Genomic DNA, 23,034 nt, shown 5'->3' on the forward strand with positions numbered 1-23,034 from the left:
CACGGCGGATGCCGCGCGCAGTCCACGCGGCCGGCCAAATCCCACGATCTCGTTGTGGTTCATTTCCGGGATCACGTTGGTATGGCAGATGACCTTGGAATTCTCGTTAAGCTGGCACCGCGCTGTCGTATCGTTTGGCCATCCTTTTATTATTCTTCTCTTTTCCAGCAATATCCATTAGTCCGCATCTGCGCCGTATCAGCAGCGATGCAAGCAACAATAATTGAATCAATATTTAAATATGCCCATGACAGCCCGCCATTCAACCCTGTCGTTCCTTTGGCGGTCAGGGTGACTATCGAATTGTCCGAGACGCCCCTGATCACAACTGTATCTATTATGCAGGTTCCGGTAAAATGCTGATGACCGTTGATCAGTCCATTTCCGGTTATTCCTACTATAGTATCAACTTTGAATACGGTTGCTCCGTCACTTTTCAATTCCCAGGACCAGGGCTTGAAAAAAGTCGTATCGGTCGTGCCCAATAACATTTCCGTGATTAAATCGCCGGTCGTGTGGCGTAGCTGATACATAATAGTGTCAAGAATCCCCCACCGAATAAACTCAACGAATCCCGAGCCATGACTGCCATATTTTCCAAACAAAGTATCCGTTACGGCATCAATGACCCTCACGCTGTCGTTAGGATTGTGTCCGAACTCAGAGCAGTTCGGTTTGATCTTCATAAATGTGAACATTCCAAAACCGTAGCCCGGACGATCCATATAGATCGCAAACGGATAACTTTCAAATGGTATCGCATCACGATTCCATTGTTCGCGGACAAATATCCGTTGATTGCCGTATTCCGGCTGTAATTTCCTTGATTTCAACGCTAACGTGATATTCCCCCGGCTGTAAAAGTTTATGTCTTTATTCGCTGCCGACGTACCTTCCGTGCATATCTGAAACTCATCAGCCGCTAAACCCATTGTGACATATGCTACACTTTCCGGAATCGGTTCCAGCACCTTTGGAAACCTCATCATTATTGCCGGTGATCCTGACCAGATTGCGATCCCCCCGCTATCCTCCCAAGTGGTGTAAGAACGCTTCGGGAAATATACACCCGTATCGGCAAGTCCTTCCTGATTCATTGCGACGTGAATGAAGTCACGGTTAAAAGAACTATTATTGATCGTAAAGTTACCGCTTTGTACACAGGTATTTCCCAAAAAATAACCGGCGAAGTTTTTATCACCGCCCGAAGCATTTGCATATATGCCAAAGCAGGTATCACCGGGCTGACCCACATTCAAAAAATACCCGGCGAATGATGGCCGGGATGCAACGGCGGAATGGTTTATCCAGGAATAGACGCCAAAGAGTGAGTCTGGGGTCTCGACGCCGTAATTATTTTCATTGGCATCGGCAAAAACAGCATATTTCTTGCCATAACCGCCGCCGTGCACCATGCCATAGACACCATACAATCGGCCGGCTGAGTGCTCTTCCATTTCCGCATCGCCGAAAACCCCATAACATGAAAGCGTTTCCGCGGCGCCGCCGTGGGCCTTCCCAAATACACCGTACCGATAACCGCCATCGGCCAATCCGGAGCCCACGGTATCGACATTGAAGTATCCACCAAACATAAGCGGCGCCTGGAGATTCGGATCGTATAATTTATTACGCAGATTTACTTCCAGCCCTATCAGTCTATTATATGTGCTGTCAAGGTTGGATATTCGTAAAATGGATACGACGGAATCTGCGCCCCAGCGCCAGCGGCTGCCGGTAAAAATGGAATCTTTCAAGATCCCAATGGTATCAGTTACGTTGTCTCTAAGAAAATTTTGCCCGTAAATGTATGCACCTTTATTATAAAGCGAATCCGTTTTTGTACTAATGCCGTGATATATTCCTAATGTATCAATCCATGATTTACGAGTAAATATTTTTGTATAATCGGACGTCGATGTGCCAAAAATCGCCAAAGTCTCATCTTGGGCAGTGTAATAATTATTTAAAACCACCACCAGTGGAGTACCGGCTGCCGCAAAATATCCAGCTGCTTTACCATTGTTTGCTACTCCACCTACAGCAAAAGCCCAATCAGGTTGACTCGCTATAACTTCTAATGTTCTGAACCATGATGACAATGCCACAGCGGTTGTTTCTCCGCTAACCTGAAAAGCATCATCAGCACCGGAAATTTGGACTAAATCGCTGGTAGTCCCATGGGCGATGAAGCGTCTTAAATTAAGCGAATCGCCGGTAAGAGCGGTAAATGTATCTGGTACATCATCCCGTAGAAAATACTGACCATACCTGTATGCATTTTTATTCCACAATGAATCGGCTTTTTGGGCAAAAGCGCTTAATGCAATCATCGCCAGCAATGTTAAAATACTTTTCATATAGCTCCTCCTTACTAAACATGTTGGTTTAGCACCTTTTAATGTCAGAATACATAGCCTGACTTCATCGCTTGCGTCCATTTATCAGAAACAATACTCCAGGTGCCGATAATCTTTGTTTCAAATAATCGATCCTCTTCACCGGAAGGGGATCGATGCCCGTTTTTACTGCCAGGTGATAGCTTAAAAAATCGCCCAGCATGATCGTCCAAAAAACGCGCTGGGCAAGGTCTTTCCCCTGCGGTTCGATCTCCAGAACCTCGCTGGTCTCATTCTGGATGATCTCCTTTAAAATAGTCGTCCTGAGCTTGTTCCGCGCATGGGCCGCCGGGTCGTTAAGCAAGATCACGGCGGATGCCGCGCGCAGTCCACGCGGCCGGCCAAATCCCACGATCTCGTTGTGGTTCATTTCCGGGATCACGTTGGTATGGCAGATGACCTTGGAATTCTCGTTCAGCTGACACCGCCAGCGGTTCGCGACGACGCCGAAGGCCGGCGAATTGGCGTAAATGAAAACGAACTTGTCGGTAAGATGCGACGCAATCTTTTCCCCAGCCCGGTCAAGGTCATTCCTTTCTCTTTTCAAGAACGCGACCAGATTAATAATCCCGAAAACCGGGTTGTCCTTGATCAACCCGAACCTGTGCAGGATGACCGGTAGGGGACCGTAGAGATAACCGAGAGCGCCGCGCGGCGGCAGCCCCGCGGGGACTTTGACCTTGAACAAAACACGCTTTTGCTGCAGCCGGCCGTTGGATGAAACCGTTACCAGTGGTACCTTGAGCTTTGACAGATAACGGTAATTCGCCAGTGTTTCCTCCGTGTTCCCCGAATAACTTATCAGGATCGCCAGCGTACCTTTTCCGACCGATGCCGGAATGTTATAATCCTTGCTGCTCCGGATGCTCACTTCCGGGTACAGGATGGACAGGATCTCGCCGCTGATCCCGGATCCGCCCATGCCGCAGACAACGACCTTGTTCGCATGTCGTGAAGCACGCGCAGTCCCGGGCACGAAGGTTACCGCCTGCAGGAGCTGGTCAGGCAGCGAATAGATGATATCGCGCATGTTGATCTTCGGTCCCGTGCTGCAGGCGGCGGATCTTGTGCGGGCTTGCCGGCCGGCATGAACCATGATCGTTATTTGAAAACCTCTTCGAGCGCGGGGAATTTTTTCCGGATCTCGCGTCTCAGAAATTTCCTGACCTCAAGGGCGGTGCGCAGCACTAGCGTACCATTTGCGATCTCCTCGCATTCTGGTATGGTCAGCGTCCTTAAAATCAGTTTTGCCCGCGGTATGGAAAAAGGGCTCATTGACAGCTCGTTGATGCCAAAGCCGACGAGCAGGGGGATCGCCAGCGCATCAGCGGCCAGCTCCCCGCATAGCCCCACCCAGATATTGGATTTATGACCGCATGCGACGACATTATGGATCAATCTCAGTACGGCCGGATGAAAATGGTCAAAAAGCTGGCTCACCCGCTCATTACCGCGGTCCACGGCCAGCGTGTACTGCGTCAGGTCATTGGACCCGATGCTGAAAAAATCGACCTCGGTCGCCAGTGCCTCGCAGATCACGGCCGCGGACGGTGTCTCCACCATGATCCCCAGCTGGATATCGTTGTCAAAATCGATCTTGCCGGACCGAAGGTCCTTTTTCACCGCGCCAAAGATCAGTTTTATCCGCTTTATTTCCTCGTAAGTCGCCACCATGGGAAACATGATCTTGACATTTCCTGAAACCGAGGCGCGAAGGATCGCCCGCAGCTGGGTCTTGAAGAATTCTTGGTTTTCGAGGCATACGCGGATCGCCCGCCAGCCCAGGAAAGGATTAGCTTCGTGGTAGTCGGAAAAGATCTTATCGCCACCCAGGTCAAAGGTCCTGATGATCACCGGGTGCGGCTTCATGGTTTTCGCCAGTCCGCTGTACACCTTGTACTGCTCTTCTTCGGACGGATTCCCCTTTCTCGTCAGGTACAGGAATTCAGTTCTGAACAGGCCGACGCCCCATGCCCCGTATTTTTTGGCCTGGTTCGCTTCCGCAAAAAATTCGATGTTCGCGGAGATATCGATATGCCTGCCGTCGCGGGTTTCGGGCTTCAGATCGCAGTACGGCGACAACGCTTTTTCTTCCTCGATGACCTTTTTACGGGCGATATCGTACAGGTGCTTCCGGCTGGCGCTGGGATCCCTTATTAAAATACCGCGGTCGCCGTCGACGATAACGAGTTCGCCGTTCTCGACCTTGTTCGTGAGCCCCTCCGCGCCGACGATCGCCGGGATCTGCAGGGCGCGCGCCGTGATCGCGGTGTGCGAGGTCCGGCCGCCGATCTCGGTGGCGATGCCGACGACATGTTTGGGATTGATCAGCGTCGCCTCGGATGGCGATATATCGTGTGCCACGAGGACCGAACCCTCCGGTGCTTCCAGCACCGAAGAGTGGGCAAGGCCCAGAAGGTTCCTCAGGACCCTCATTCCCACGTCCCAGATATCGGCGACGCGTTCGCGCAGATAGGAGTCCTTGCTCTCCCCCAGTTTCTGCGCGTAGTTGCTGATGACCTCATGGTAGATGTATTCGGCGTTCTTCTTTTCATCACTGATATGTTTTTTTACGAGATCGACGATCGATTTGTCTTCCAGCATCAGGATCTGGGCGTCAAGGAATTCCGCGAAATCAACACCGACCTCCTGGTTGATCCGCTTTTTCACTTCCAGCAGATCGACCTTGGTCTTGGCCAGCGCGTTCTCGAACCGCTCGATCTCGTCCTTGAGGTAAACCGACATGATCGGCGTCTGAAAGACCTCGATCTTTTTCGTTTCGTAAATAAAGACCTTTCCTTCCCCGATGCCTTTAGACGCCGGGATGCCCTTGATCAGTTTCTCTTTTGCCATCAATCCTGCCCTTCAAGGATCTTGCGTAACGCGGTGAATGCTTCGTGCTCGTCTTTCCCGTTGCACATGAGGATCACCTTGCTGCCTTTCTCACAGGCCAGCGTCAGGATCCCCATGATGGAACGGCCGTCCACCTTGATGCTGTCCTTGATCATTTCGATATCGCACTGAAAACGCTCCGCCATCTTCACAAAACGCGATGCCGGCAGCGCATGCAGCCCGTTTTCATTGAGGATCGTAATGGTCTCTTTCATCATGCCAATACCCGAACGCTCATAAACGCGCGATCAGCGTGATCATGGTTACCAGCATGATGATCAGGATCACGATCACGGCTGGAATTCTTTTGATCAATAATATTATAAACATGATAGCCAGCGGCATAAATAGTAATGATATCAGACTCCGAGTCAATAGCCACGGCAAAAGGCCGGCGCAGATCGCGCCCAGGCTTTCCGCGACGCGCTGCACGAGCGTGAAGCGTCTTGATTTCAGGATATAGATGACATCCCATCCGACACGGTACCCGTCGATCAGACCCTGAGCGCGGTGAAAGATATGGATCATATTGTAAGCAACGAAAAAAATGACCGGACCAATCAAGCCGAATTTAAGCCCTGCGATGACGCCCAGCGTGAGCAAACTCGGCCGCAGGGCCTGCCAGAACAATTGGTCGCCGGTGGAAGCAAAGCTCTGCTGGGCGATCGTGGCGTGCTTCTTGATATCGGCCGGGTCTTCGCTTTTGTCATACGCCCGAACCGTCGCACCGATGATATACGACGACATATACGGATGGGTGTTGAAAAATCCCTTATGATTCTCGATCACCTCGCGGCGTTTCTTTTTATCCACGCCCGCGGCCAGGCAGGCGAGAAACCCCATCGCCTGCAGGGAGAAGAAAGACCATGAGCTCTGTATGAACAAGCTGGAAAAAAATAGTTTTAAAAAACGAATGAAACCAAGGCGCATGCGATCCCCAGGATAAAATAGATAATGGTCGTCTTCTTCACGAAAAGATAAAAACCGTGCGCGACGCCGACGCTGGCCGCGATGATCAGAAGCAGTTCTTTGGTAAAAACGAGCACGTGCGGAAGATGCAGGATCCGGGCAACACAGAACAGAGGGATGAACAGGACAATGCCGCGCAGGTAAGCGGTGGCCACGCCGCCCAGGTGGCAGGCATACAGCCACGAGTGGTGCCGCATGAACAAGTGATAAAGTTTTTCATTCAGCCTCCGCACCATGATCTCCATGTTGCCGCCCAGCAAGCTCGCAGCAAGCCCCAGGATCACGGCCCCGAGGAGCGCGCTTTCCGGCGGGTTGTTGTTACCCAGCAGGAAATACGAACCGCATGCCGCTATCCCCGCGCCCTGGCCGTCCGGCGGGATATCGCGTCCGATCGGCAGGCCGCCCAGAAAAAACAGCTGAAAGGCGCTGCCCAGCAGGATGCCTTCCTGGATCTTTCCAAAAAGGGCGCCGATGATCAAGCCGCTCACCAGCGGCTGGGAAAGTCCGAATTCGCCAAATGCGTATTTATCAAGAATGATGACGCTGCCGATCACGGCAAGCACGAACGGGTTCATGGTACGCGGCCGGTCACAACTTTATCTCGATATCGGGAGACGACCGGAAAATGAACAAAAAGCACACCCCCTGGAAATTCTTTTCGTAACCGGCTTCGGATGAAGAGATCGTCTCGATCGGATAACTGAGCAGGGTGAACGGGACGCTCGCCGCGAATGTCAGCGGCGCGAGACCGTCGCCGCTTATATCAAAGCGCTCGATCCCTTCGAGCGCTTGCAGTTCATACAGGGAGTGGCGGCTGTTGATCTTGAGACCCGGATTGAAAAGCCCCAGCGAAAATTCCACACCCAGGCATTCGACCGCGCCCTTGTATTGAAGCTTTATGACCGGCTGGTCGCGGCTGACCAATACTCTTTTCTCCAGTCGATCCGATGCGAAGACGGCGTGATACGCCTGGTCGGCTGCGGTTTCTAATTTATCGTAGGTCAGGATCCCGGCTGCGTTTTCCTTCTGCTGGTAAAAATCGTGCGCCGTGGGCGGTTCCTGGAACTGGTGGTCAAGCCCGAACCCCCGTTCATAACGGTCGTAGATAAGGTACTGTGCGAAATTTTTTTCCTTGCTGCGCACGACCTCGTGTATCGATTTCACTTCACCGCTGTCGCCAGCCGCGGGCAGGTTCTGATGATAGGTCTCGCGGCGCCGTCCCAGGTAGTTGAGGATGTTCATTTTCCGCTGCCGGTCATCGATCTCGATGAAACTCCCGGTCTGCGGTTTCATCAAGCAGAAAAGCTGCTTCGTCGAGATCAGCAACTCTTCTTGCCCGTCCGCGTCAAAATCGGTTTTCCTTATGTCCTCCCTGATGACAGCGCTGTCGGCTTCGATCAGGTTACGGTAGATCCCTTCGCGCAAGTGGGGCAGGTACAGACCGCCAAAAATACCGTGCCAGTAAGCACACGAACACTGCCCCCGCCAGAGCGCCCGCCGGGTCTCCACCGAGTCGTCCGCATGATTGGACACGTAGACCATCCGCTTGTGCATCAGGTTCGCCTCGGGGTATTTGCTTAAAAAATTCTTGAAATAACCGCCGTGCACGAGATAAAAATACTTCTTGTCGACCATCCTCTTTAATTCATGGTAATCACGACCCGCTTGCGGGGGCAGTACCCACTCGCCCATCTCCTCGTAAGAAGCCGTCGGCAGATAGATCCGACCGGCGGGCTGCCCGCGCACGACGTCGTTAAGGTGGCTGGTCTGGATCCACGTTTCCTTTTCCAGGCGGCTCAGGAATGTCTCAAGCCAATTGTGACCGTATACCCACTGATGGGTCCCGGGCCAGACGCCGAATTTCTCGCCGTCATCACCCAGGCATTTCAGGCTCCCGGGCCGTTGGTGCTCTTCATCGCGCAGGTAGTTGATCGTCTCATCCACCTGGTGGAACGGAATAAGGTAGCGCAGTTTCATGGAGATCGGCACGACCTTGAGCAACCTGCCCTCTTCCTCGGTCACGAAATAACTGGAAAGGCTGTCATCGGTCACCCCGGCATAGCGGAAATGCGTGTCATCGAGCATAGTATACACGACGCCGGCATCAAGCAGCGCCGGGATCAGTGACGGTTCCCAGACCCGTTCGGTCAACCATAGACCCTGGGGCTGGCAGTCGAATTTTTTTGTCAGGTAATCGGTGAAATAACGGATCTGATCCACCAGGTCCCTCTTGGGAATCAGTGACAGGATCGGTTCGCTGTAGGCCGAGGTAATGATCTCCGCCTGTCCGCTTTTAACCGCTGCCTTCAGCATTTCGAAGAAATCGGGATGATTTTTTTCGATCCATTCACATAACGGTCCGGAATTATGAATGCCGAACTTGACTGCCGGATGCCGGAGCAGGCCTTCGAGCAAAGGCTTATAGGAATGGGTAAAGGCATACTCGAACACATGGTCGAAATTGCCGACCGGCTGGTGATTATGGATATACAATGCCAGCCGTATCATCTGACACCCGCAAGTTTCTTGGCGACATCGACCGGGGGCGAATTTGGCAGCTGCTTGCCGATCAATTTGATGCCCATCTGGTACAACTTTACGGCCCACTCGATCTCATCCGGCGATAAATAGACATAAGGCGTGATCGTGCGGGCGCCGTCGGTATAGCTGATCCCGCCGATATTGATCTCCTTGACCGGCACCCCGTCCGCGACCAGGCTGTATGCGTCCGCAATTTTTTCGACAACGATCATGATCCTTTTCTTGTCCTTACCGTTAGTTACGTACTCGGCGCACGCCTTGATGCTGCAACATAGGAACTTCATCCCTTCGGGCACTGCCAGGCGGTACGCCGTGCATGCCCATTCATCGGCGCTCAGCGCGTCGGACGCGAGGATCAGCGATTCAATGCCCAGGGGCCGTGCCCAGCCGGCCACGACCTGGCCATGGATCAACCGGTCATCAACGCGCAGTATCAGCATCTAATCCCAGAACTCCCACCGGAGCGAAAGGCTCGTGTTTAACCTTGGCACTGGCGTAAAGGGCACATCCTGGTCAAGGATGTTCTCGACTTTCAGGACCGCGGTCAGGGTAATAAACCTAATCATGCCGACGATCGACACAACACCAACCTCCGGATAGACAGTATTGGACAGGTCAGCGCGTTCGCCAATATATTGTCCCTGAAGAACGATCGCCTGCATGGACCGCTCGTTCTCATGCTTCAGCGTGAGCGACGAGCTCAGGTAACGCGATGGCAGGTAATAGGCCGGCTCGCCTGAAAAAAGATAATTCCCGGCCAGTTTGTAGTCCAAAAATTTACCCAGCGAAAATCCGACCGTGCCTTCGATCCCGGAAAGAGACCAGCCCCCTCTGTTATGCGGTTGGAGATAACCCCAGTCAATGTCCTGGACGTAGACTATATAGTCATTGAGATCAGTATTGTAAAGCGCGACCGAGTAGTTTCCCTTTTTCAAGCCTATCTCCTTGTTCCACCAGGTCGCAGCTTTCAATTCAGGGTTAGGTACGTACAAAGCCGTATCGATCGGGGCATCCGTTTCCGCGATCGTCGGCAGGCGAAAACCCCGGCTTACGCATGCCGTTACAAACGTCGAGTCGAATAGATCATAACCGGCCGTCAATCGCGGCGAGAAGCGGATCGCCCCGTCATCGCCGCAGCTCGTCGAATTATCCGCGCCAAAAACCAGCCGTTGCCAGATTTTGCCGATGCCCGTGAATACTTTGCCGCTGCGGCCATTGAATGTTCCTTCGTGGTCAGTGGTCACGGCGGAAAGGACACCGTCCAGGCCGAGATACAGGTCGCAAAGTCCAGTTTTTTTCACAGTTTCGGTCACGAGGCCGAAATTCTTTGAATCATTGATCGGACTGTCGCCGGCAGAATCCGCCCAGGATATGCCGAAGCGGCTGTAATAAACGCACAGTTTGTTATGTAAAATGTCCGCGGTAAAAGAGACATCGAACAATGAGTTCTCTTCCTCGGTACCGTACGCGCTCGATGAATACAGGAAGTCAAAGCGTAGGGGCAGATACCGGTTACAGTAAAGGTTCCCGCAATAGGCATTCAGTTTATGATAAAGGTTATCCTGGGATTTGAATATATTCGAATACAGACCGCTAAAAAACAACCCCATGTCATTGGTCAAGGCACGCGTAAAATCGATATTGTATATCGTGTTATCACCCAGGGTCGTAAAATTGATGACCGAGAACGGCCTTTCGTATCTATTGACCTTGCTTTTCAAGTCAATGTCGAGCAGGTTCCCTCCGGTGTTCTTAAACGCGGCAATGCTGTCGGGGCAGGATACCGGAACGGCGTTCAGATCGACAAAACCGCTGAACCGATCATTCAACGGATGGCTGTTCAAATAGTAACCGGTCTGCAAGGGATCGCAAGAGTGTGAAGCCAGCAGCACGGAATTGTTTTTCTTTAAGAGAAAAAAAGGCGAAGACAGGAAGACCTCGGGTGTTGTGTACTGATAGACCGGAGAGAGCAACACCGGTACTTCAGCGACGGTGTTGTCAAGGGCGTTTTTGCCTTTCAGCGCGACAATATCGGGGATCTCATAGATCCATATCGTATCCTTTTTTGTCGTATCTGCGGTTTCAACAACAACCGCCGGTTTTAACGTATCCGGCGGCGTCCAGAGGGTATCAATAAAACCTGAGCTGTCACTAGCAATGACAAAAAATACCCATATCATTCATAGATTATAGTGTAAAAAGCTTTTTTGTCAATAATAACAGCCTCACGAACTTTTGATTTTTTAGAAATCGACTTTTACGACGTTTCTTTTCCGCTATCCCGCTTTGGACTGCATGAGCTCGTCCAGGAAATTGGTCGACAGGTCGCCCGCCAGGAATTTTTTATTGTCCATGATTATCTGATGGAACGGGATCGTCGTCGGGATCCCTTCGATCACCAGCTCCTCCAATGACCGGATCATGCGGGCGATCGCCTCGTCCCGGGTCTTGCCGTAACAAATAAGCTTGCCGATCAGCGAGTCGTAATGGGACGGGATCGAATAACCGGCGAAAATATGGGTATCGAACCGTACGCCAAAACCCTGCGGCATGTGGAAGAAAGTTATCTTGCCCGGCGTCGGGACAAAATTACGGCTCGGGTCTTCAGCGTTTATCCGGCACTCGATGGCGTGGCCGACGATCTTAATATCGTCCTGGGTCAAAGACAGCTTGTCGCCCTGCGCGATCCTGATCTGTTCCTTGACAATGTCGATGCCCGTGACCATTTCCGTCACCGGGTGCTCGACCTGGATCCTGGTGTTCATTTCCATAAAATAGAAATTCCGGTTGGCGTCCATGAGGAACTCGATCGTTCCGGCGGACTGGTAACCGATGGACCGGATGCCTTTCACGGCCGCTTCAGTGAGTTTATTCCTCAGGTTCTCGTCGACCACGGGCGACGGCGACTCCTCGATCAATTTTTGGTGGCGCCGCTGGATCGAACACTCGCGCTCCCCGAGCGCGACGAAATTCCCATGGCTGTCGCCGAGGATCTGTACTTCGATATGCCGGGGTTTATCGACGAATTTTTCGACATATATGCGGTTGTCATTGAAGGCGGCTTTTGCTTCGGCCTGCGCCATGCGGAACCCCGATTCGAGCTCATCCTCGTTGCGGGCGATCCTCATGCCCTTACCGCCGCCTCCGGCCGCTGCCTTGAGCATGATCGGGTATCCGATCCGGCCGATCACCTTCTTTATCTCCCGCAGGCTCTCGACGGCGCCGTCGCTGCCCGGGATCCCATGCACGCCGATATCGGCCATGGTCTTCTTGGCCTTGATCTTGTCGCCCATAGCCCTGATGTGCTCCGGCTTCGGACCGATGAAAGTAATACCGCAGGATTCACAGATCTCGGCGAACTCCGCGTTCTCCGCTAGGAAACCGTACCCCGGATGGATCGCTTTCGCGCCGGTTATCTCGGCGGCGCTCACGATCCGGGTTATATTCAGGTAACTCTCGCGAGCCTGGGCTTTTCCGATGCAGACGGATTCATCGGCAAGCCGGGCATGAAGGGCATCGGCATCGGCTTCCGAATAAACGGCGACAGTCTTGAGTTTTAACTCTTTGGCAGCGCGGATCACCCTTATGGCGATTTCCCCGCGGTTGGCGATGAGTATCTTGTCGAACTTCATATTGGCGAATGGATCGAATTACGGCGAATGATACGAATTCGTTTCATTCGGTATCATTCGTTTTATTTGGAGCTTACTTCTTCTCGAAGGAACCCCAGCCCCGTTCCGCCGTTGCTTCGATACCTACCAGACGCAGTTTGAATTCATCCGGGTTGGAGACGGCCTGGATAGCATCATCGTAAGCGATCTGCCCGTCTTTGTAAAGACGGAAAATGGACTGATCGAACGTCTGCATGCCGTACTGCCCGTACCCCTCCTCGATCGCTGACTGGACAAGGAGTGTCTTGACCGGGTCCAGCAGGTATTCTTTGACGGTGGGTGTTGAGATTAAAACTTCGACGGCGGGGATCCTCCCCTTGCCGTCGGCCCGCGGCAGCAGGCGGAGCGAAACCACCCCCACGAGCGTTGTTGCCAGCAGCACTCTGATGTGCTGGTGCTGGTGAGGCGGATAAAAAGAGATTATGCGGTTGATCGTCTCAGCCGCGTTGAGGGTATGCAGGGTGGACAGCACCAGATGCCCGGTATCCGCAGCCTTTAAAGCGACGTCCATTGTTTCCCGGTCCCTGATCTCGCCGATCAGGATCACGTCCGGATCCTGCCGCAGGATGTGCCGGAGGGCGATCGAGAACGATATTGTATCCATCAATACTTCCCGCTGGTTTATTATCGAAAGATTGTCGCGGAACAGATATTCGATCGGATCTTCAATGGTAATGATATGGCGCGAGGCGTTCTCGTTCAAATGCTCGATCAACGCGGCCAGCGTCGTTGATTTTCCGCTGCCGGTCGTCCCCGTGCACAACATCAAACCCCGCGGTTTCAGGGAGAGCTCCTTAAGGATCGCGGGCAGGTTCAACTCATCGATCCGCTTCACCGAGATCGGGATGGCCCTCATTGCGATCGCGATACTGCCGCGCTGGAGGAAGATATTGACCCGGAAACGGCCGACGCCGCGGACGCCAATGGCAAAATCCATTTCCTTCATGCGTTCAAAAGCCTGCTGCTGCGAAGGGGTCATGATCTGGTATGCCATGGTCTTAAGCGTTTCCGGTGTAAGCGACTCGCCCTTTTCTATGACGAGACGTCCGTCGATCCTGAAGACCGGCGGCGCGCCCGCCTTGAGATGCAAGTCAGACGCGTTGACCTTCACCATCTTTTCCAACAATATTTTTAGTTCCATTATGGTTCCTATCGATCCTTAGCTTTTATTTTCATACATCTATAATGGTTCGATGAGAAATAATTCCTGGTTATATTCCACCGCTTCTTCGTTCTTCACAAGGATCTTGGCGACTTTGCCCGCGATATCGCTCTCGATCTCGTTCATCAGTTTCATCGCTTCAACAATGCAGACGACCTGTCCCGGCTTTACCGTGTCGCCCACTTCAACATAAGGCGGAGCATCGGGCGCCGGCGACCGGTAGAAAGATCCCACGATCGGCGAGCGGATGGCGACGACGTTTTTCTTCTCCGTCTTTTCTTCTGATGTTTTCTCGGCCAGTTTGGCCGCGGCGGCCGCCGATTCACTGGCCTGCGTTACGACCACGCCCGGAACCATGCCTGTTTCCCCTTTTACGCCCGCCGTTTTGCTGATCCTGATCCGCCGGCCCCAGAAGTCGGTGATCTCAAGTTCCGCGATATCGCTCTCCTGGACGATCCTGATAAGTTTTTCAACATCCCGCGATCTCATTTCAGCAATCCTGACAGCCAATCCTGGAACGATTTGAAATCCTCTTCCTTCGGCTTTTCCTTATTCTCTTCCGGAAGCGCTCCCGCTGGTGCTTCTGCTTTTTTCTCCTCGGTCTTAGCCGGTGGCGGTTCGACCGGTGCTTCTGCTTTTTTCTCCTCGGTCTTAGCCGGCGGCACGATGACTGATTGAACATCAGGGGGTGCCGTTGCCAAAATCGGTTCTGGCGGGGCACCGGGTTCGATCGTCTTTTCGACTATCGGCTCTTCCTTTTTCTCGATCTCGATGACCGGCGCGGCGCCGGCTACCGGTTCAGGTTCGGCCGGTGGCAAATACTCCGGGATCAGTAATGATTCAATACTTTCGATCGTTTCTTCTTTTTCGATCTTTTCAATAGGTTTTTGTTCTTCAATGGTTTGTTCAGCGACCAGCGATACTGTATCCTTCACCGCCGGCGGTTCCTCGGCTTTCGGCGCCTCGACCAGAAAGTCATCGAGGGTCGATACTTCCTGGGGTTCATCGCTTTTTGGCGGCGTGATAGCAGGTTCAGGAATGGAGATGCTGACCGGAGGCGGCTCGCTGACAACCGGCGGTGGTTCGGGCTGTTTCATCGGCACGACCGGCTCGATCACGGGCGGCGCTTTCTCTTTCGGGCTTTCCATGATGAAATCCATGTCGCTGGTTACCTTGCCGGTGACATTTCCTTTTTTAACTGCCGGTTCGATCTTCTCGAACTTCATTTCCGGCGCGGAAGGTTCCAGCGTCCCGTGCACATCCTGCATTATGTCGACCATGGAAGCAAGTTCCAGCGGCGAGTCCGGTTGGAACGCGTTGCCCGGTTTCGGAGATTCGTCCGGTGCAGCCGGCTGTGATGTCTTTTGCTTGAGCTCTTTGATCTTTTCCTTTAAGACCAGATCGGTCGGGTCGGTGAACTGGAGCTGCTCGTACACCTTCAACGCTTCGGCAAGATTCCCCTGCTTCTCATATTCCTCGGCAAGGGTGAGCGTGAACACCGGACCTTTGCTCTGTCTGGCTTCCAGCACCGCCAGTTTATCCTTGGCCATTGCATCGAAGGGATCGATGGCCACGACCCCCCGGTAAGCCATAAGCTGACAGGCATCATCCTTCAAACTATCACAAATTTGTGCGAGGAGGCGCAACGCCACGATATTCTGCTGGTCATAACGCAGGGTTTTTTCAATTGCTTCTTTGGCCTGACCGTACTGCCGCCTGTCATAGTAGCATTTACCGAGAATAAGGAAGGCAAGAGGGTATTCCGGGTGGTACTGCAATCCCTGGTTGATCACCTGCAGCGCTTCATCGACCATGTTGTTTTTCCGATAGGCATCGGCAAGCTGCACGAAGATCCTGGATTTCGGATCCTTGTTGAACCGTTCGCTCAGCTTGGCAATTTCGGAAAAATCTTGTTCAGCCATTGGTCCTCCACATAATAATTGTAATCATATAAGAACCTTTGTCAAGGGGAAGTTTTTTAAGGCGTTATCTCGATCGAATTCATGATTATTTCCAGGGTCAGGTAGTAATCGGTCTTTCTTTCGCCGGGCGAAAAAAGCAGTCCGTCAATGAAATAGAGAATCTGGTTGTCGGTCAGCGCATAGGACAGAAAGGGCCCGCCCGCGACCAGCGAGTCATTCTGCCAGACGCCCTTGATCCTGTACCCCCGCATGCTCTTGAACTCGACCGGTTCGATCCAGGTCAGATCCTTAAGGATGTGGTCGCCGTTGTAGTACAGGCCGGTCAGCAGGTCGCGTTTTTTCACGACAAAACTGTCGGACAATGACTGTGTCAGTTTCTCCCGGTAGAAGAACACGCTGCGGTCGGGATAATGGGCGTGGACCGACACAAAGCCCTTTTCCCAGTGGGTTGAATCCACCAGCCATCCCTCATGGACATCGACCGTAAACCCAAAGCGCACCGTACTGCGCTTGATGTTCTCGTCGATCGCCTGTTCATAATAGCGGCTTTTGAGCTGCGCGTAGTAATTTTCCTCAAGCAGCGAGCGGATCTTCTCCCGGTAGCGGTACAATCCCGGAACAACGTACTGCGGTGTCGATGCGGCCATGATGACCGCGGTCTGGGGCCGGGCCCAGAGATCGTGGATCAAAAAGAGCGTAAAAGTATCGCGCTTTGCGGCCGCCCGCGCATCGGGGTTAAGCATCGTGCTGATGAATTTATCTTCTAAGGATCCGTACAGGAACAGGGTATTAAAGGTCTTGACCCCATGGCCGGCCGTGTCGGCGGCAAAAATAAAAATGAACATCGGTTCGGGTTGAGGGAAATAATTAACGATCTGGATCGTCCGGTTGATGGTCGCGGTATCGACGGACGAAGCGATCACCACGACATCGCGGGGACGCCCCACGCTGTTCGGAAGTTTCGAGCATGCGCTCAAGATCAAAAGGCATGCGCTCAGGCAACAGATCACTGATTTTTTCATAAACATCCCCCTCTTATCAGCCGATCCGCAGCAGGCTTTCGCGTTCGGCGAACCGCAGGACTTTCCTGCGAATGAACTGATGTTCATCCAGGCCCAGGTCCGGGTCTTTCTCCACCACGCCGAATGCGTCGTCCCGGGCCAGGAACAGGATCTCCTGGTCATCTTCCAGGTCACCGATCCTGATATCGGGCAGGCCATGCTGGCGTTTGCCGAGTATTTCGCCGGGACCGCGCTGCTTCATATCATTCCGGGCAAGAACAAAGCCATCGGTGGTCGAAGCGAACAGCGCGACCCGGTCATAGGTTTCCTGGGTTAAAAAAGAGCTGAGGAACAGAAAGCAGAACGACTCCTTCATTCCCCGGCCGATCCGCCCCCGCAGCTGGTGCAATTGCGCAAGTCCAAAGCGTTCCGGGTGTTCGATGATCATGAGCGTGGCATTGGGAATGTCAACGCCGACCTCGATCACCGTGGTCGCGACGAGCACCGCGATCTCGCCCCGCCGGAATTCATCCATGATCATAATGCGCTCATCGGTCTCCAGCCGCCCGTGGATCACCGCGACGCGGGCTTCAGGAAAGGCGCGCGTTATCTCCTCATGAACTTCACGCACCGATTTCAAGTCTAGTTTTTCCGACCGTTCGATGATCGGGCAGATAACGAACATCTGCCGGCCTTCAGCCAGATGGCGGGCGATGAACTCGTACGTCTGCAGTCGTTCTTTTTCGTGCACGATCCGGGTTACGACCGATCCCCGCCCCGGGGGCTTTTCATCGAGCAATGAAATATCAAGATCGCCGTACAGGGTCAGGGCCAGGGTTCGCGGGATCGGGGTCGCGGAAAGGACCAGAAAATCAGGGTTTGATCCCTTGAAAACGAGCGCGGCGCGCTGCATGACGCCGAACCGGTGCTGCTCATCGACCACGACCAGACCCAACCGCTTGAAAACAACCTGCTCTTCGATCAGCGCGTGCGTGCCGATTATGATCTGAGCCGCGCCCGAACCGATGCTCTGTATCGCCTGTTCACGCTCACGGGACATCAGGCTGCCGGTCAGCAGCGTCACGGCAACACCGATATTCTTCATGGGATCGCGCATGGTAAGAAAATGCTGCTCCGCCAGGATCTCGGTGGGCGCCATCAGCACCGCCTGGCAGCCGTTCTCCACCGCGATCAGCATCGCGTAAAGCGCGACGACGGTCTTCCCGGCCCCGACATCGCCCTGCAAAAGGCGGTTCATCGGTTTGGGACGCCCCATGTCGTCCGCGATCTGCCTGATAACCTCACCCTGTTTTGCGGTCAGCTTGTACGGCAGCGAATCCACGAGCTGCCGCGTCAGGGTCCCGGTTTCGCGGCAGGCAAATCCCGGCGCATCCTTGAGCTGCGCCTTGCGCCGCGCCAGCGCGAGTTCAAAGAAGAAAAACTCATCGTAGACCATCCGCCGCCGCGCGTCCGCGGCATCAGCCACGCTGGCCGGGAAGTGCAGTGCCCTGATCGCCCGGTCAAGCTGCATGAGCCTATTTCTTTCCATTATGTATCCGGGCAGCGACTCTTCGACCTCGCCGAGACATTCATCGAGCGCGATCCGCACAAAACGCCGGACGTCCCAGATGCTCAGGCCCTCGGTCAGCGGGTAAACCGGGATGATCGCGCCCGTTTTCTTTTCCGATACCATTTCTTCTTCCAGGATCTCGTACAACGGATTGATAAGCTGCTTGCCATAGTAAGAAGTCGCCTTTCCGGAAACGATCAGCCAATCACCGACCTTGAATTTCTTGCGCAGGTCGGGCCGGTTGAACCATTTCAGCATCAGCGCTCCGGTTTCGTCATGAATGAGAACATTCAAGAGGTCGCCGCGCTTGCGCGTGCGCTGGCAGCGGACCGCGTGCACCGCGCCGATCGTCGTCACCTCATCATCGACCTTGATGTCCTTTATCTTTACGACGGTGGAGTAATCCAGGTACCGTCTCGGGACCAGGAATATAAGATCGCCAACCAGCTCTACGCCGATATTTTTTAAATATTCTGAACGCTTGGGGCCGACTCCTTTTATGTACTGAACTGGGCTGGACAACTTTAGAAAAGTCTTTTTAGCCACTATTTGGTCTGTGATATTTCTTCCATCTCTTTGTGGAACGCGTCGGGATTGAGCGCCTTGACCTCAGCCTCCTTTTGGCCGGCGATCTTTCTCTTTACCAGATTCGCCAGGCATGCGTCGAATGTGATCATGCCCTGCTGTTGCGAAGTCTGGAGGATCGATAGCAGCTGGTGCGTCTTTGCTTCCCGGATAAGGTTCCTCACCCCGCCGGTGGCGATCAGGATCTCGTACGCCGCGATCCGGCCTGACCCGTCAACGCGTTTGAGCAGGTTCTGGGAAAAAATGCAGAGCAGGTTGAGTGACAGCTGCATCCTGATCTGGTTCTGCTGATGCGGCGGGAAGACATCGATGATCCGGTCCAGCGTGGAAATGGCATCCGCGGTGTGCAGGGTTGTGACGACGAGATGACCGGTTTCTGCCGCGGTGATGGCCAGGGAGATCGTCTCGAGGTCGCGCATCTCGCCCACCAGGATCACGTCCGGGTCCTGCCGCAGGACGAATTTAAGGGCGTTGGCGAACGAATGCGTGTCCCGACCGACCTCGCGCTGTGTTACCAGGGCTTTCTTGTTAGTATGGATGAACTCGACCGGATCTTCGACTGTCACGATATGGCTGGTATCGCATTCGTTCCGGAAATCGATCAGCGCCGCCTGCGTTGTGGATTTGCCGCAGCCGGATGGGCCGGTCACGACGATCAGTCCGCGCGGCCGCATGACCAGGTCTTTCAATACCTTGGGAAAACCAAGATCATCGATCGTCGGGATCTTGGCCGGAATAAGGCGGAACACGGCGCCCAGGTGCCCGCGCTGCTTGAAAAAGTTGACCCGGAACCGGGCGACTTGCGGCAGCTCGTAGGAAATGTCAAGCTCGCTGTTCTTCTTGAACTCTTCGATCTGACTCTTTTGCAGCATCTCCACGATGCCTGATTCCACGTCGAGCTCCGTGATTGGGGGAAGATTGACGGGCGCAAGATCGCCGTTGACCCTGAGGATCGGCGGGGAACCGACTTTCAGGATCAGGTCGGAGGCATTATACTGGATCTGCGCGTGCAGTAGTTCCTGGATGCGGATCATGATCACACTCTTTTTTCGAACTCATCGGGATTGGTGCAATGCGCGATCGCCTCTTCCATCTCGATCAATCCCTGATGCAAAAGGTTTCTCAGATACTGGTCCATCTGGATCATGCCGAGCTTGGAACCGGTCTGGATCGCCGAGTAGATCTGCGGTGTTTTGGCTTCCCGGATCGCGCTGCGGATCGCCGGTGTGCAAGCCATGATCTCGAATGCCGCGACCCTGCCGGCGCCGTCTTTGCGGCGCACCAGGGTCTCGGTGATCACCGCTTGCAGGCAGGTCGAAAGCTGAAGCCGGATCTGCTGCTGCTGCGATGGCGGGAACACGTCGATGATCCGGTCGATGGTCTGGACCGCGTCGATCGTGTGCAGCGTGGAGAATACCAGGTGGCCGGTCTCAGCCGCGGTTATGGTCTGGCCGATCGTTTCCAGGTCGCGCATCTCGCCGACCAGGATTATATCCGGGTTCTGGCGGATCGCGCGGCGCAGGGCTTCGGCGTAAGAGGACGTGTCGATGCCGATCTCGCGCTGCTCGATGATCGAAGACTTGTCGCGGTGCAGGAACTCGATCGGATCCTCGATCGTGATAATATGCTTCTTCATCACCGAATTGATATGTTCGATCATCGCGGCCAGGGTCGTGGATTTCCCGCTGCCGGTCGGTCCCGTGACCAGTACAAGACCGCGGTTCAGCTCGGCGATCCGTTTCATGACCGCCGGGTATCCCCATTCGTCGATCGTCTTGATCTTGAGCGGGATGATCCTCATGACAACGCCCACATGGTTCATCTGCTTGAAGCAGTTCACCCGGAAGCGGGCGACGCCCGGGATCTCGTAAGCCATGTCGAATTCCAGCGCTTGTTCGAACAACTTACGCTGGAGCGGTTTCATCAACCCGTAGATAACTTCCTCGATATCCTGATCAAAAAGGGGCTGATAATCGGTCCGTTCCAGGTTGCCCGCGACCCTGAAGACCGGCGGTTCGCCGACCCGCAAATGCAGATCAGAGCCCTCTTTTAAAACAAGTTCTTCGAGCAGGACGTCGAGATCGATCTTAGCCATGCGCTAAATGAGGGGTTATTGGCATTTATCCCCCGGTAATGACGCGCATCCGCGAGTTTATAAAGAGTCTACGCGCATGAACGCGCGGAATCCTATGGAGGCGTCCGTGGAAAGGTCGCTTAGTTTTGTGGACATCAGCTTGATGGTATACGGCGTGTACTTATTCGGCAACAGACTGTCGACATTCGATATCACAAATACGGTATCCGCGACCGTGATGGTGAACAAGGGATTGGTTAGGAAATTCAACAAGCTGTCGATCGATGTCGGTCCGCCTTCGTAGATCGCGATATTGGTGGAATCCATGCCGGTGATGGGCGCGAAGATTATCTGCAGGGTGGTATCCGCCGCAATCACCGTATCTTGTGGTTGATAGAAATTTTGAGCGGCGGGAAGTTCAAAATCGATCGTATCGAAAGAATTGACCGCCGTCGCGTTGAGCATGGACAGCAGGTAGGATACCTGACCGCCGGGCTGAAGGATCGTGTCCGAATCGATGAAACTCATGATCGTGTCAATGTTCCAGACGGTATCGACCGTGACATAACTCGTAGAGCCGCCGGTGCTGCGCTGGACGATCACCGCGTCGCCCTGGGGCTTTTGATAGGTCCACCTCCATAACAGGGTTACGAATACCTGATCTTTTGCGCCAAGCAGGCTGCTTTCGACCGCAACCGACTGGGCTGTATGCCATGACACGCATGTCAGGTTCACGTCAAATCCCGTTTCGCAAGCCGTAAGCGCCAAAATAAAAGCGATACTGATGATCTTTTTCATGAAAAGCCTCCTCGTATCGTAAATATTACTGAAATTTGTTCTCTTGTCAATAGAGACCCGGAAGATTTCTCGAAAAACATGGAAATCATCGATCGTTGCGGACAAAACGCCCAAATATCACTGCAATCTTCAGAGCGAAGATTGTTTTTCTGAGCTCTGCGAAATTGTTGACATCGCGCGTGGGATATATATAATGTGAACATGAAGCACAATACATTGTCAAAAAGAGCCAATATCATGCCGTATTCACCGATCCGCAAGCTCGCGACCTTCGCGGATGATGCAAAAAAAAGAGGCATCAAGATTTTTCATCTCAACATCGGGCAGCCTGACATAGACACGCCGGTTGAGATCTTTGAAGCGATCAGGAATCACAAGGAGACCGTCCTGGGCTACGGGCCTTCGGGCGGTCTGCTGGACCTCAGGGTCGCGATCGTCGCTTACCACCGCAACCTCGGCCTTGACATCGGGCTCGACAATGTCTGGGTCACGACCGGTGGGAGCGAATCGATAATATTCACGCTGATGTCCGTCTGTGACCCCAGGGATGAGGTCATCGTTTTCGAACCCTATTATACCAATTATAACGGCCTTTCGCTGATGTCGAGCATCAAGCTGGTCCCGATAATGACAACGGTGGAGAACGGTTTCCACCTGCCGCCGGCAAAAGTGATCGAAGAAAAGATCACGTCCCGCACGCGGGCGATCCTCATCAACACGCCGAACAACCCGACCGGCACGGTACTCACCGAAGAAGAGATGTTCGTGCTGCAGACACTGTGCAAAAAACACGATCTCTTCCTCGTATCCGACGAGGTATACCGCGAATTCGTGTACGACGGCAAACGGCAGATCAGCGCTCTGTCTATGCCGGAGATCGAAGAACGGGTTATCGTCATCGACTCGATATCCAAACGGTTCTCGGCCTGCGGTGCGCGCGTGGGGTTCGTGATCAGCCGCAACAAACAGGTAATGGATGCCGTGCTCAGGTTCTGCCAGGCGCGCCTGTGCCCGCCCACGCTCGAACAGATCGGCGCGATCGCCGCGTACAAACACATTGACCGCTATATCAGGCCGATGATCGAAGAGTACGAGAAACGTCGTAATGTCCTCTTCGAATGCATCAAAACCGTGCCCGGCGTATTCGGGCACAAACCCGAAGGCGCTTTCTACACCGTCCTGAGACTGCCGTTGAAGGACGCCGACCATTTCTGCCAGTGGCTCCTTACTGATTTCAGCCACCAGGACAAGACCATCATGCTGGCGCCGGCAAACGGTTTTTATTCCTCTTTGAAAAAGGGCCGCAATGAGATCAGGATCGCTTACGTCCTGAAAACCGCGGACATTAGCGAAGCGATGAGCCTTCTCGGCACTGCCCTTTCAGTTTACAAGGGTTGACCGCTGAACGTAGTCCATTGCGAGCGTGAAAGCAGCGTTATACAGGGCGGGA

General features: G+C 53.6%; 19 protein-coding genes. 1 reads left to right on the forward strand and 18 read right to left on the reverse strand.

All coding sequences use genetic code 11. From position 1 onward, the window contains the following. Positions 1 to 149 precede the first annotated feature (149 nt). The 18 genes from VF399_06335 to VF399_06420 form a co-directional block, all read right to left on the reverse strand. Positions 150 to 2,360 carry a hypothetical protein gene (locus tag VF399_06335; GenBank protein ID HEX7319952.1) on the reverse strand — a complete coding sequence of 737 codons (2,211 nt, stop codon included), beginning with the start codon at positions 2,358 to 2,360 and terminating at the stop codon, positions 150 to 152. 64 nt (positions 2,361 to 2,424) lie between these two features. Further along, positions 2,425 to 3,495 carry a bifunctional phosphoglucose/phosphomannose isomerase gene (locus tag VF399_06340; protein HEX7319953.1) on the reverse strand — a complete coding sequence of 357 codons (1,071 nt, stop codon included), beginning with the start codon at positions 3,493 to 3,495 and terminating at the stop codon, positions 2,425 to 2,427. Between the two features lie 5 nt (positions 3,496 to 3,500). Then, positions 3,501 to 5,252, reverse strand: coding sequence for a phosphoenolpyruvate--protein phosphotransferase (ptsP, locus tag VF399_06345; GenBank protein HEX7319954.1), 1,752 nt, complete (start codon positions 5,250 to 5,252; stop codon positions 3,501 to 3,503). Beyond that, positions 5,252 to 5,509, reverse strand: coding sequence for an HPr family phosphocarrier protein (locus VF399_06350; protein ID HEX7319955.1), 258 nt, complete (start codon positions 5,507 to 5,509; stop codon positions 5,252 to 5,254). The genes ptsP and VF399_06350 overlap by 1 nt, the downstream gene beginning before the upstream one ends. Before the next feature lie 16 nt (positions 5,510 to 5,525). After that, positions 5,526 to 6,221: a PTS system mannose/fructose/sorbose family transporter subunit IID gene (locus tag VF399_06355; GenBank protein HEX7319956.1), complete on the reverse strand. Its 696-nt coding sequence runs from the start codon at positions 6,219 to 6,221 to the stop codon at positions 5,526 to 5,528. Continuing rightward, positions 6,194 to 6,835, reverse strand: coding sequence for a PTS sugar transporter subunit IIC (locus VF399_06360; GenBank protein ID HEX7319957.1), 642 nt, complete (start codon positions 6,833 to 6,835; stop codon positions 6,194 to 6,196). The genes VF399_06355 and VF399_06360 overlap by 28 nt, the downstream gene beginning before the upstream one ends. A gap of 13 nt (positions 6,836 to 6,848) precedes the next feature. After that, positions 6,849 to 8,768 (reverse strand): alpha-amylase/4-alpha-glucanotransferase domain-containing protein, encoded by a 1,920-nt coding sequence (locus VF399_06365; protein HEX7319958.1) that lies wholly within the window; start codon positions 8,766 to 8,768, stop codon positions 6,849 to 6,851. Next, positions 8,765 to 9,241 carry a PTS sugar transporter subunit IIB gene (locus VF399_06370; GenBank protein ID HEX7319959.1) on the reverse strand — a complete coding sequence of 159 codons (477 nt, stop codon included), beginning with the start codon at positions 9,239 to 9,241 and terminating at the stop codon, positions 8,765 to 8,767. Before VF399_06370 ends, VF399_06365 begins: the two co-directional genes overlap by 4 nt. Next, positions 9,242 to 10,981 (reverse strand): TonB-dependent receptor, encoded by a 1,740-nt coding sequence (locus VF399_06375; protein ID HEX7319960.1) that lies wholly within the window; start codon positions 10,979 to 10,981, stop codon positions 9,242 to 9,244. Positions 10,982 to 11,077: 96 nt separating this feature from the next. Then, entirely contained in the window at positions 11,078 to 12,433 is a 1,356-nt protein-coding gene (gene accC / locus VF399_06380; protein ID HEX7319961.1) for an acetyl-CoA carboxylase biotin carboxylase subunit, read from the reverse strand. Between the two features lie 73 nt (positions 12,434 to 12,506). After that, positions 12,507 to 13,613 (reverse strand): PilT/PilU family type 4a pilus ATPase, encoded by a 1,107-nt coding sequence (locus VF399_06385; GenBank protein ID HEX7319962.1) that lies wholly within the window; start codon positions 13,611 to 13,613, stop codon positions 12,507 to 12,509. 39 nt (positions 13,614 to 13,652) lie between these two features. Then, positions 13,653 to 14,123: an acetyl-CoA carboxylase biotin carboxyl carrier protein gene (gene accB / locus VF399_06390; protein HEX7319963.1), complete on the reverse strand. Its 471-nt coding sequence runs from the start codon at positions 14,121 to 14,123 to the stop codon at positions 13,653 to 13,655. Further along, a complete protein-coding gene (locus VF399_06395) occupies positions 14,120 to 15,556 on the reverse strand; it encodes a tetratricopeptide repeat protein (GenBank protein HEX7319964.1) in 1,437 nt (478 codons plus the stop codon). The genes accB and VF399_06395 overlap by 4 nt, the downstream gene beginning before the upstream one ends. A gap of 56 nt (positions 15,557 to 15,612) precedes the next feature. Continuing rightward, entirely contained in the window at positions 15,613 to 16,578 is a 966-nt protein-coding gene (locus VF399_06400; GenBank protein HEX7319965.1) for a DUF4837 family protein, read from the reverse strand. Positions 16,579 to 16,594: 16 nt separating this feature from the next. Next, on the reverse strand, positions 16,595 to 18,673 hold the full coding sequence (recG, locus tag VF399_06405; GenBank protein ID HEX7319966.1) for an ATP-dependent DNA helicase RecG: 2,079 nt from the start codon (positions 18,671 to 18,673) through the stop codon (positions 16,595 to 16,597). Next, complete coding sequence (locus VF399_06410) at positions 18,673 to 19,746, reverse strand: type IV pilus twitching motility protein PilT (GenBank protein HEX7319967.1); 1,074 nt, start codon at positions 19,744 to 19,746, stop codon at positions 18,673 to 18,675. Before VF399_06410 ends, recG begins: the two co-directional genes overlap by 1 nt. A 2-nt stretch (positions 19,747 to 19,748) precedes the next feature. Further along, positions 19,749 to 20,798, reverse strand: a complete 1,050-nt coding sequence (locus tag VF399_06415) for a type IV pilus twitching motility protein PilT (protein ID HEX7319968.1) — start codon at positions 20,796 to 20,798, stop codon at positions 19,749 to 19,751. A gap of 66 nt (positions 20,799 to 20,864) precedes the next feature. Continuing rightward, positions 20,865 to 21,584, reverse strand: coding sequence for a hypothetical protein (locus VF399_06420; protein ID HEX7319969.1), 720 nt, complete (start codon positions 21,582 to 21,584; stop codon positions 20,865 to 20,867). A 201-nt stretch (positions 21,585 to 21,785) separates the two neighbouring features. Here VF399_06420 and VF399_06425 point away from each other — a divergent pair, with 201 nt between their 5' ends. Next, entirely contained in the window at positions 21,786 to 22,982 is a 1,197-nt protein-coding gene (locus VF399_06425; protein ID HEX7319970.1) for a pyridoxal phosphate-dependent aminotransferase, read from the forward strand. The last annotated feature ends 52 nt before the right edge of the window (positions 22,983 to 23,034 follow it).

The organism is bacterium (assembly GCA_036382775.1).
Taxonomy (GTDB): domain Bacteria; phylum Hydrothermota; class Tepidihabitantia; order SM23-42; family JAOAFX01; genus DASVHD01.

What these genes read in the sequence shown, in the direction of transcription:
- VF399_06350 (HEX7319955.1), bottom strand. Translation starts at nt 5,509, where the DNA reads ATGATGAAAGAGACCATTACGATCCTCAATGAAAACGGGCTGCATGCG.
- VF399_06360 (HEX7319957.1), bottom strand. Translation starts at nt 6,835, where the DNA reads ATGAACCCGTTCGTGCTTGCCGTGATCGGCAGCGTCATCATTCTTGAT.
- ptsP (HEX7319954.1), bottom strand. Translation starts at nt 5,252, where the DNA reads ATGGCAAAAGAGAAACTGATCAAGGGCATCCCGGCGTCTAAAGGCATC.
- VF399_06355 (HEX7319956.1), bottom strand. Translation starts at nt 6,221, where the DNA reads ATGCGCCTTGGTTTCATTCGTTTTTTAAAACTATTTTTTTCCAGCTTG.
- VF399_06370 (HEX7319959.1), bottom strand. Translation starts at nt 9,241, where the DNA reads ATGCTGATACTGCGCGTTGATGACCGGTTGATCCATGGCCAGGTCGTG.
- VF399_06340 (HEX7319953.1), bottom strand. Translation starts at nt 3,495, where the DNA reads ATGGTTCATGCCGGCCGGCAAGCCCGCACAAGATCCGCCGCCTGCAGC.
- VF399_06375 (HEX7319960.1), bottom strand. Translation starts at nt 10,981, where the DNA reads ATGATATGGGTATTTTTTGTCATTGCTAGTGACAGCTCAGGTTTTATT.
- accB (HEX7319963.1), bottom strand. Translation starts at nt 14,123, where the DNA reads ATGAGATCGCGGGATGTTGAAAAACTTATCAGGATCGTCCAGGAGAGC.
- VF399_06395 (HEX7319964.1), bottom strand. Translation starts at nt 15,556, where the DNA reads ATGGCTGAACAAGATTTTTCCGAAATTGCCAAGCTGAGCGAACGGTTC.
- VF399_06410 (HEX7319967.1), bottom strand. Translation starts at nt 19,746, where the DNA reads ATGATCCGCATCCAGGAACTACTGCACGCGCAGATCCAGTATAATGCC.
- VF399_06335 (HEX7319952.1), bottom strand. Translation starts at nt 2,360, where the DNA reads ATGAAAAGTATTTTAACATTGCTGGCGATGATTGCATTAAGCGCTTTT.
- VF399_06420 (HEX7319969.1), bottom strand. Translation starts at nt 21,584, where the DNA reads ATGAAAAAGATCATCAGTATCGCTTTTATTTTGGCGCTTACGGCTTGC.
- VF399_06365 (HEX7319958.1), bottom strand. Translation starts at nt 8,768, where the DNA reads ATGATACGGCTGGCATTGTATATCCATAATCACCAGCCGGTCGGCAAT.
- VF399_06425 (HEX7319970.1), top strand. Translation starts at nt 21,786, where the DNA reads ATGAAGCACAATACATTGTCAAAAAGAGCCAATATCATGCCGTATTCA.
- accC (HEX7319961.1), bottom strand. Translation starts at nt 12,433, where the DNA reads ATGAAGTTCGACAAGATACTCATCGCCAACCGCGGGGAAATCGCCATA.
- VF399_06400 (HEX7319965.1), bottom strand. Translation starts at nt 16,578, where the DNA reads ATGAAAAAATCAGTGATCTGTTGCCTGAGCGCATGCCTTTTGATCTTG.
- VF399_06385 (HEX7319962.1), bottom strand. Translation starts at nt 13,613, where the DNA reads ATGGAACTAAAAATATTGTTGGAAAAGATGGTGAAGGTCAACGCGTCT.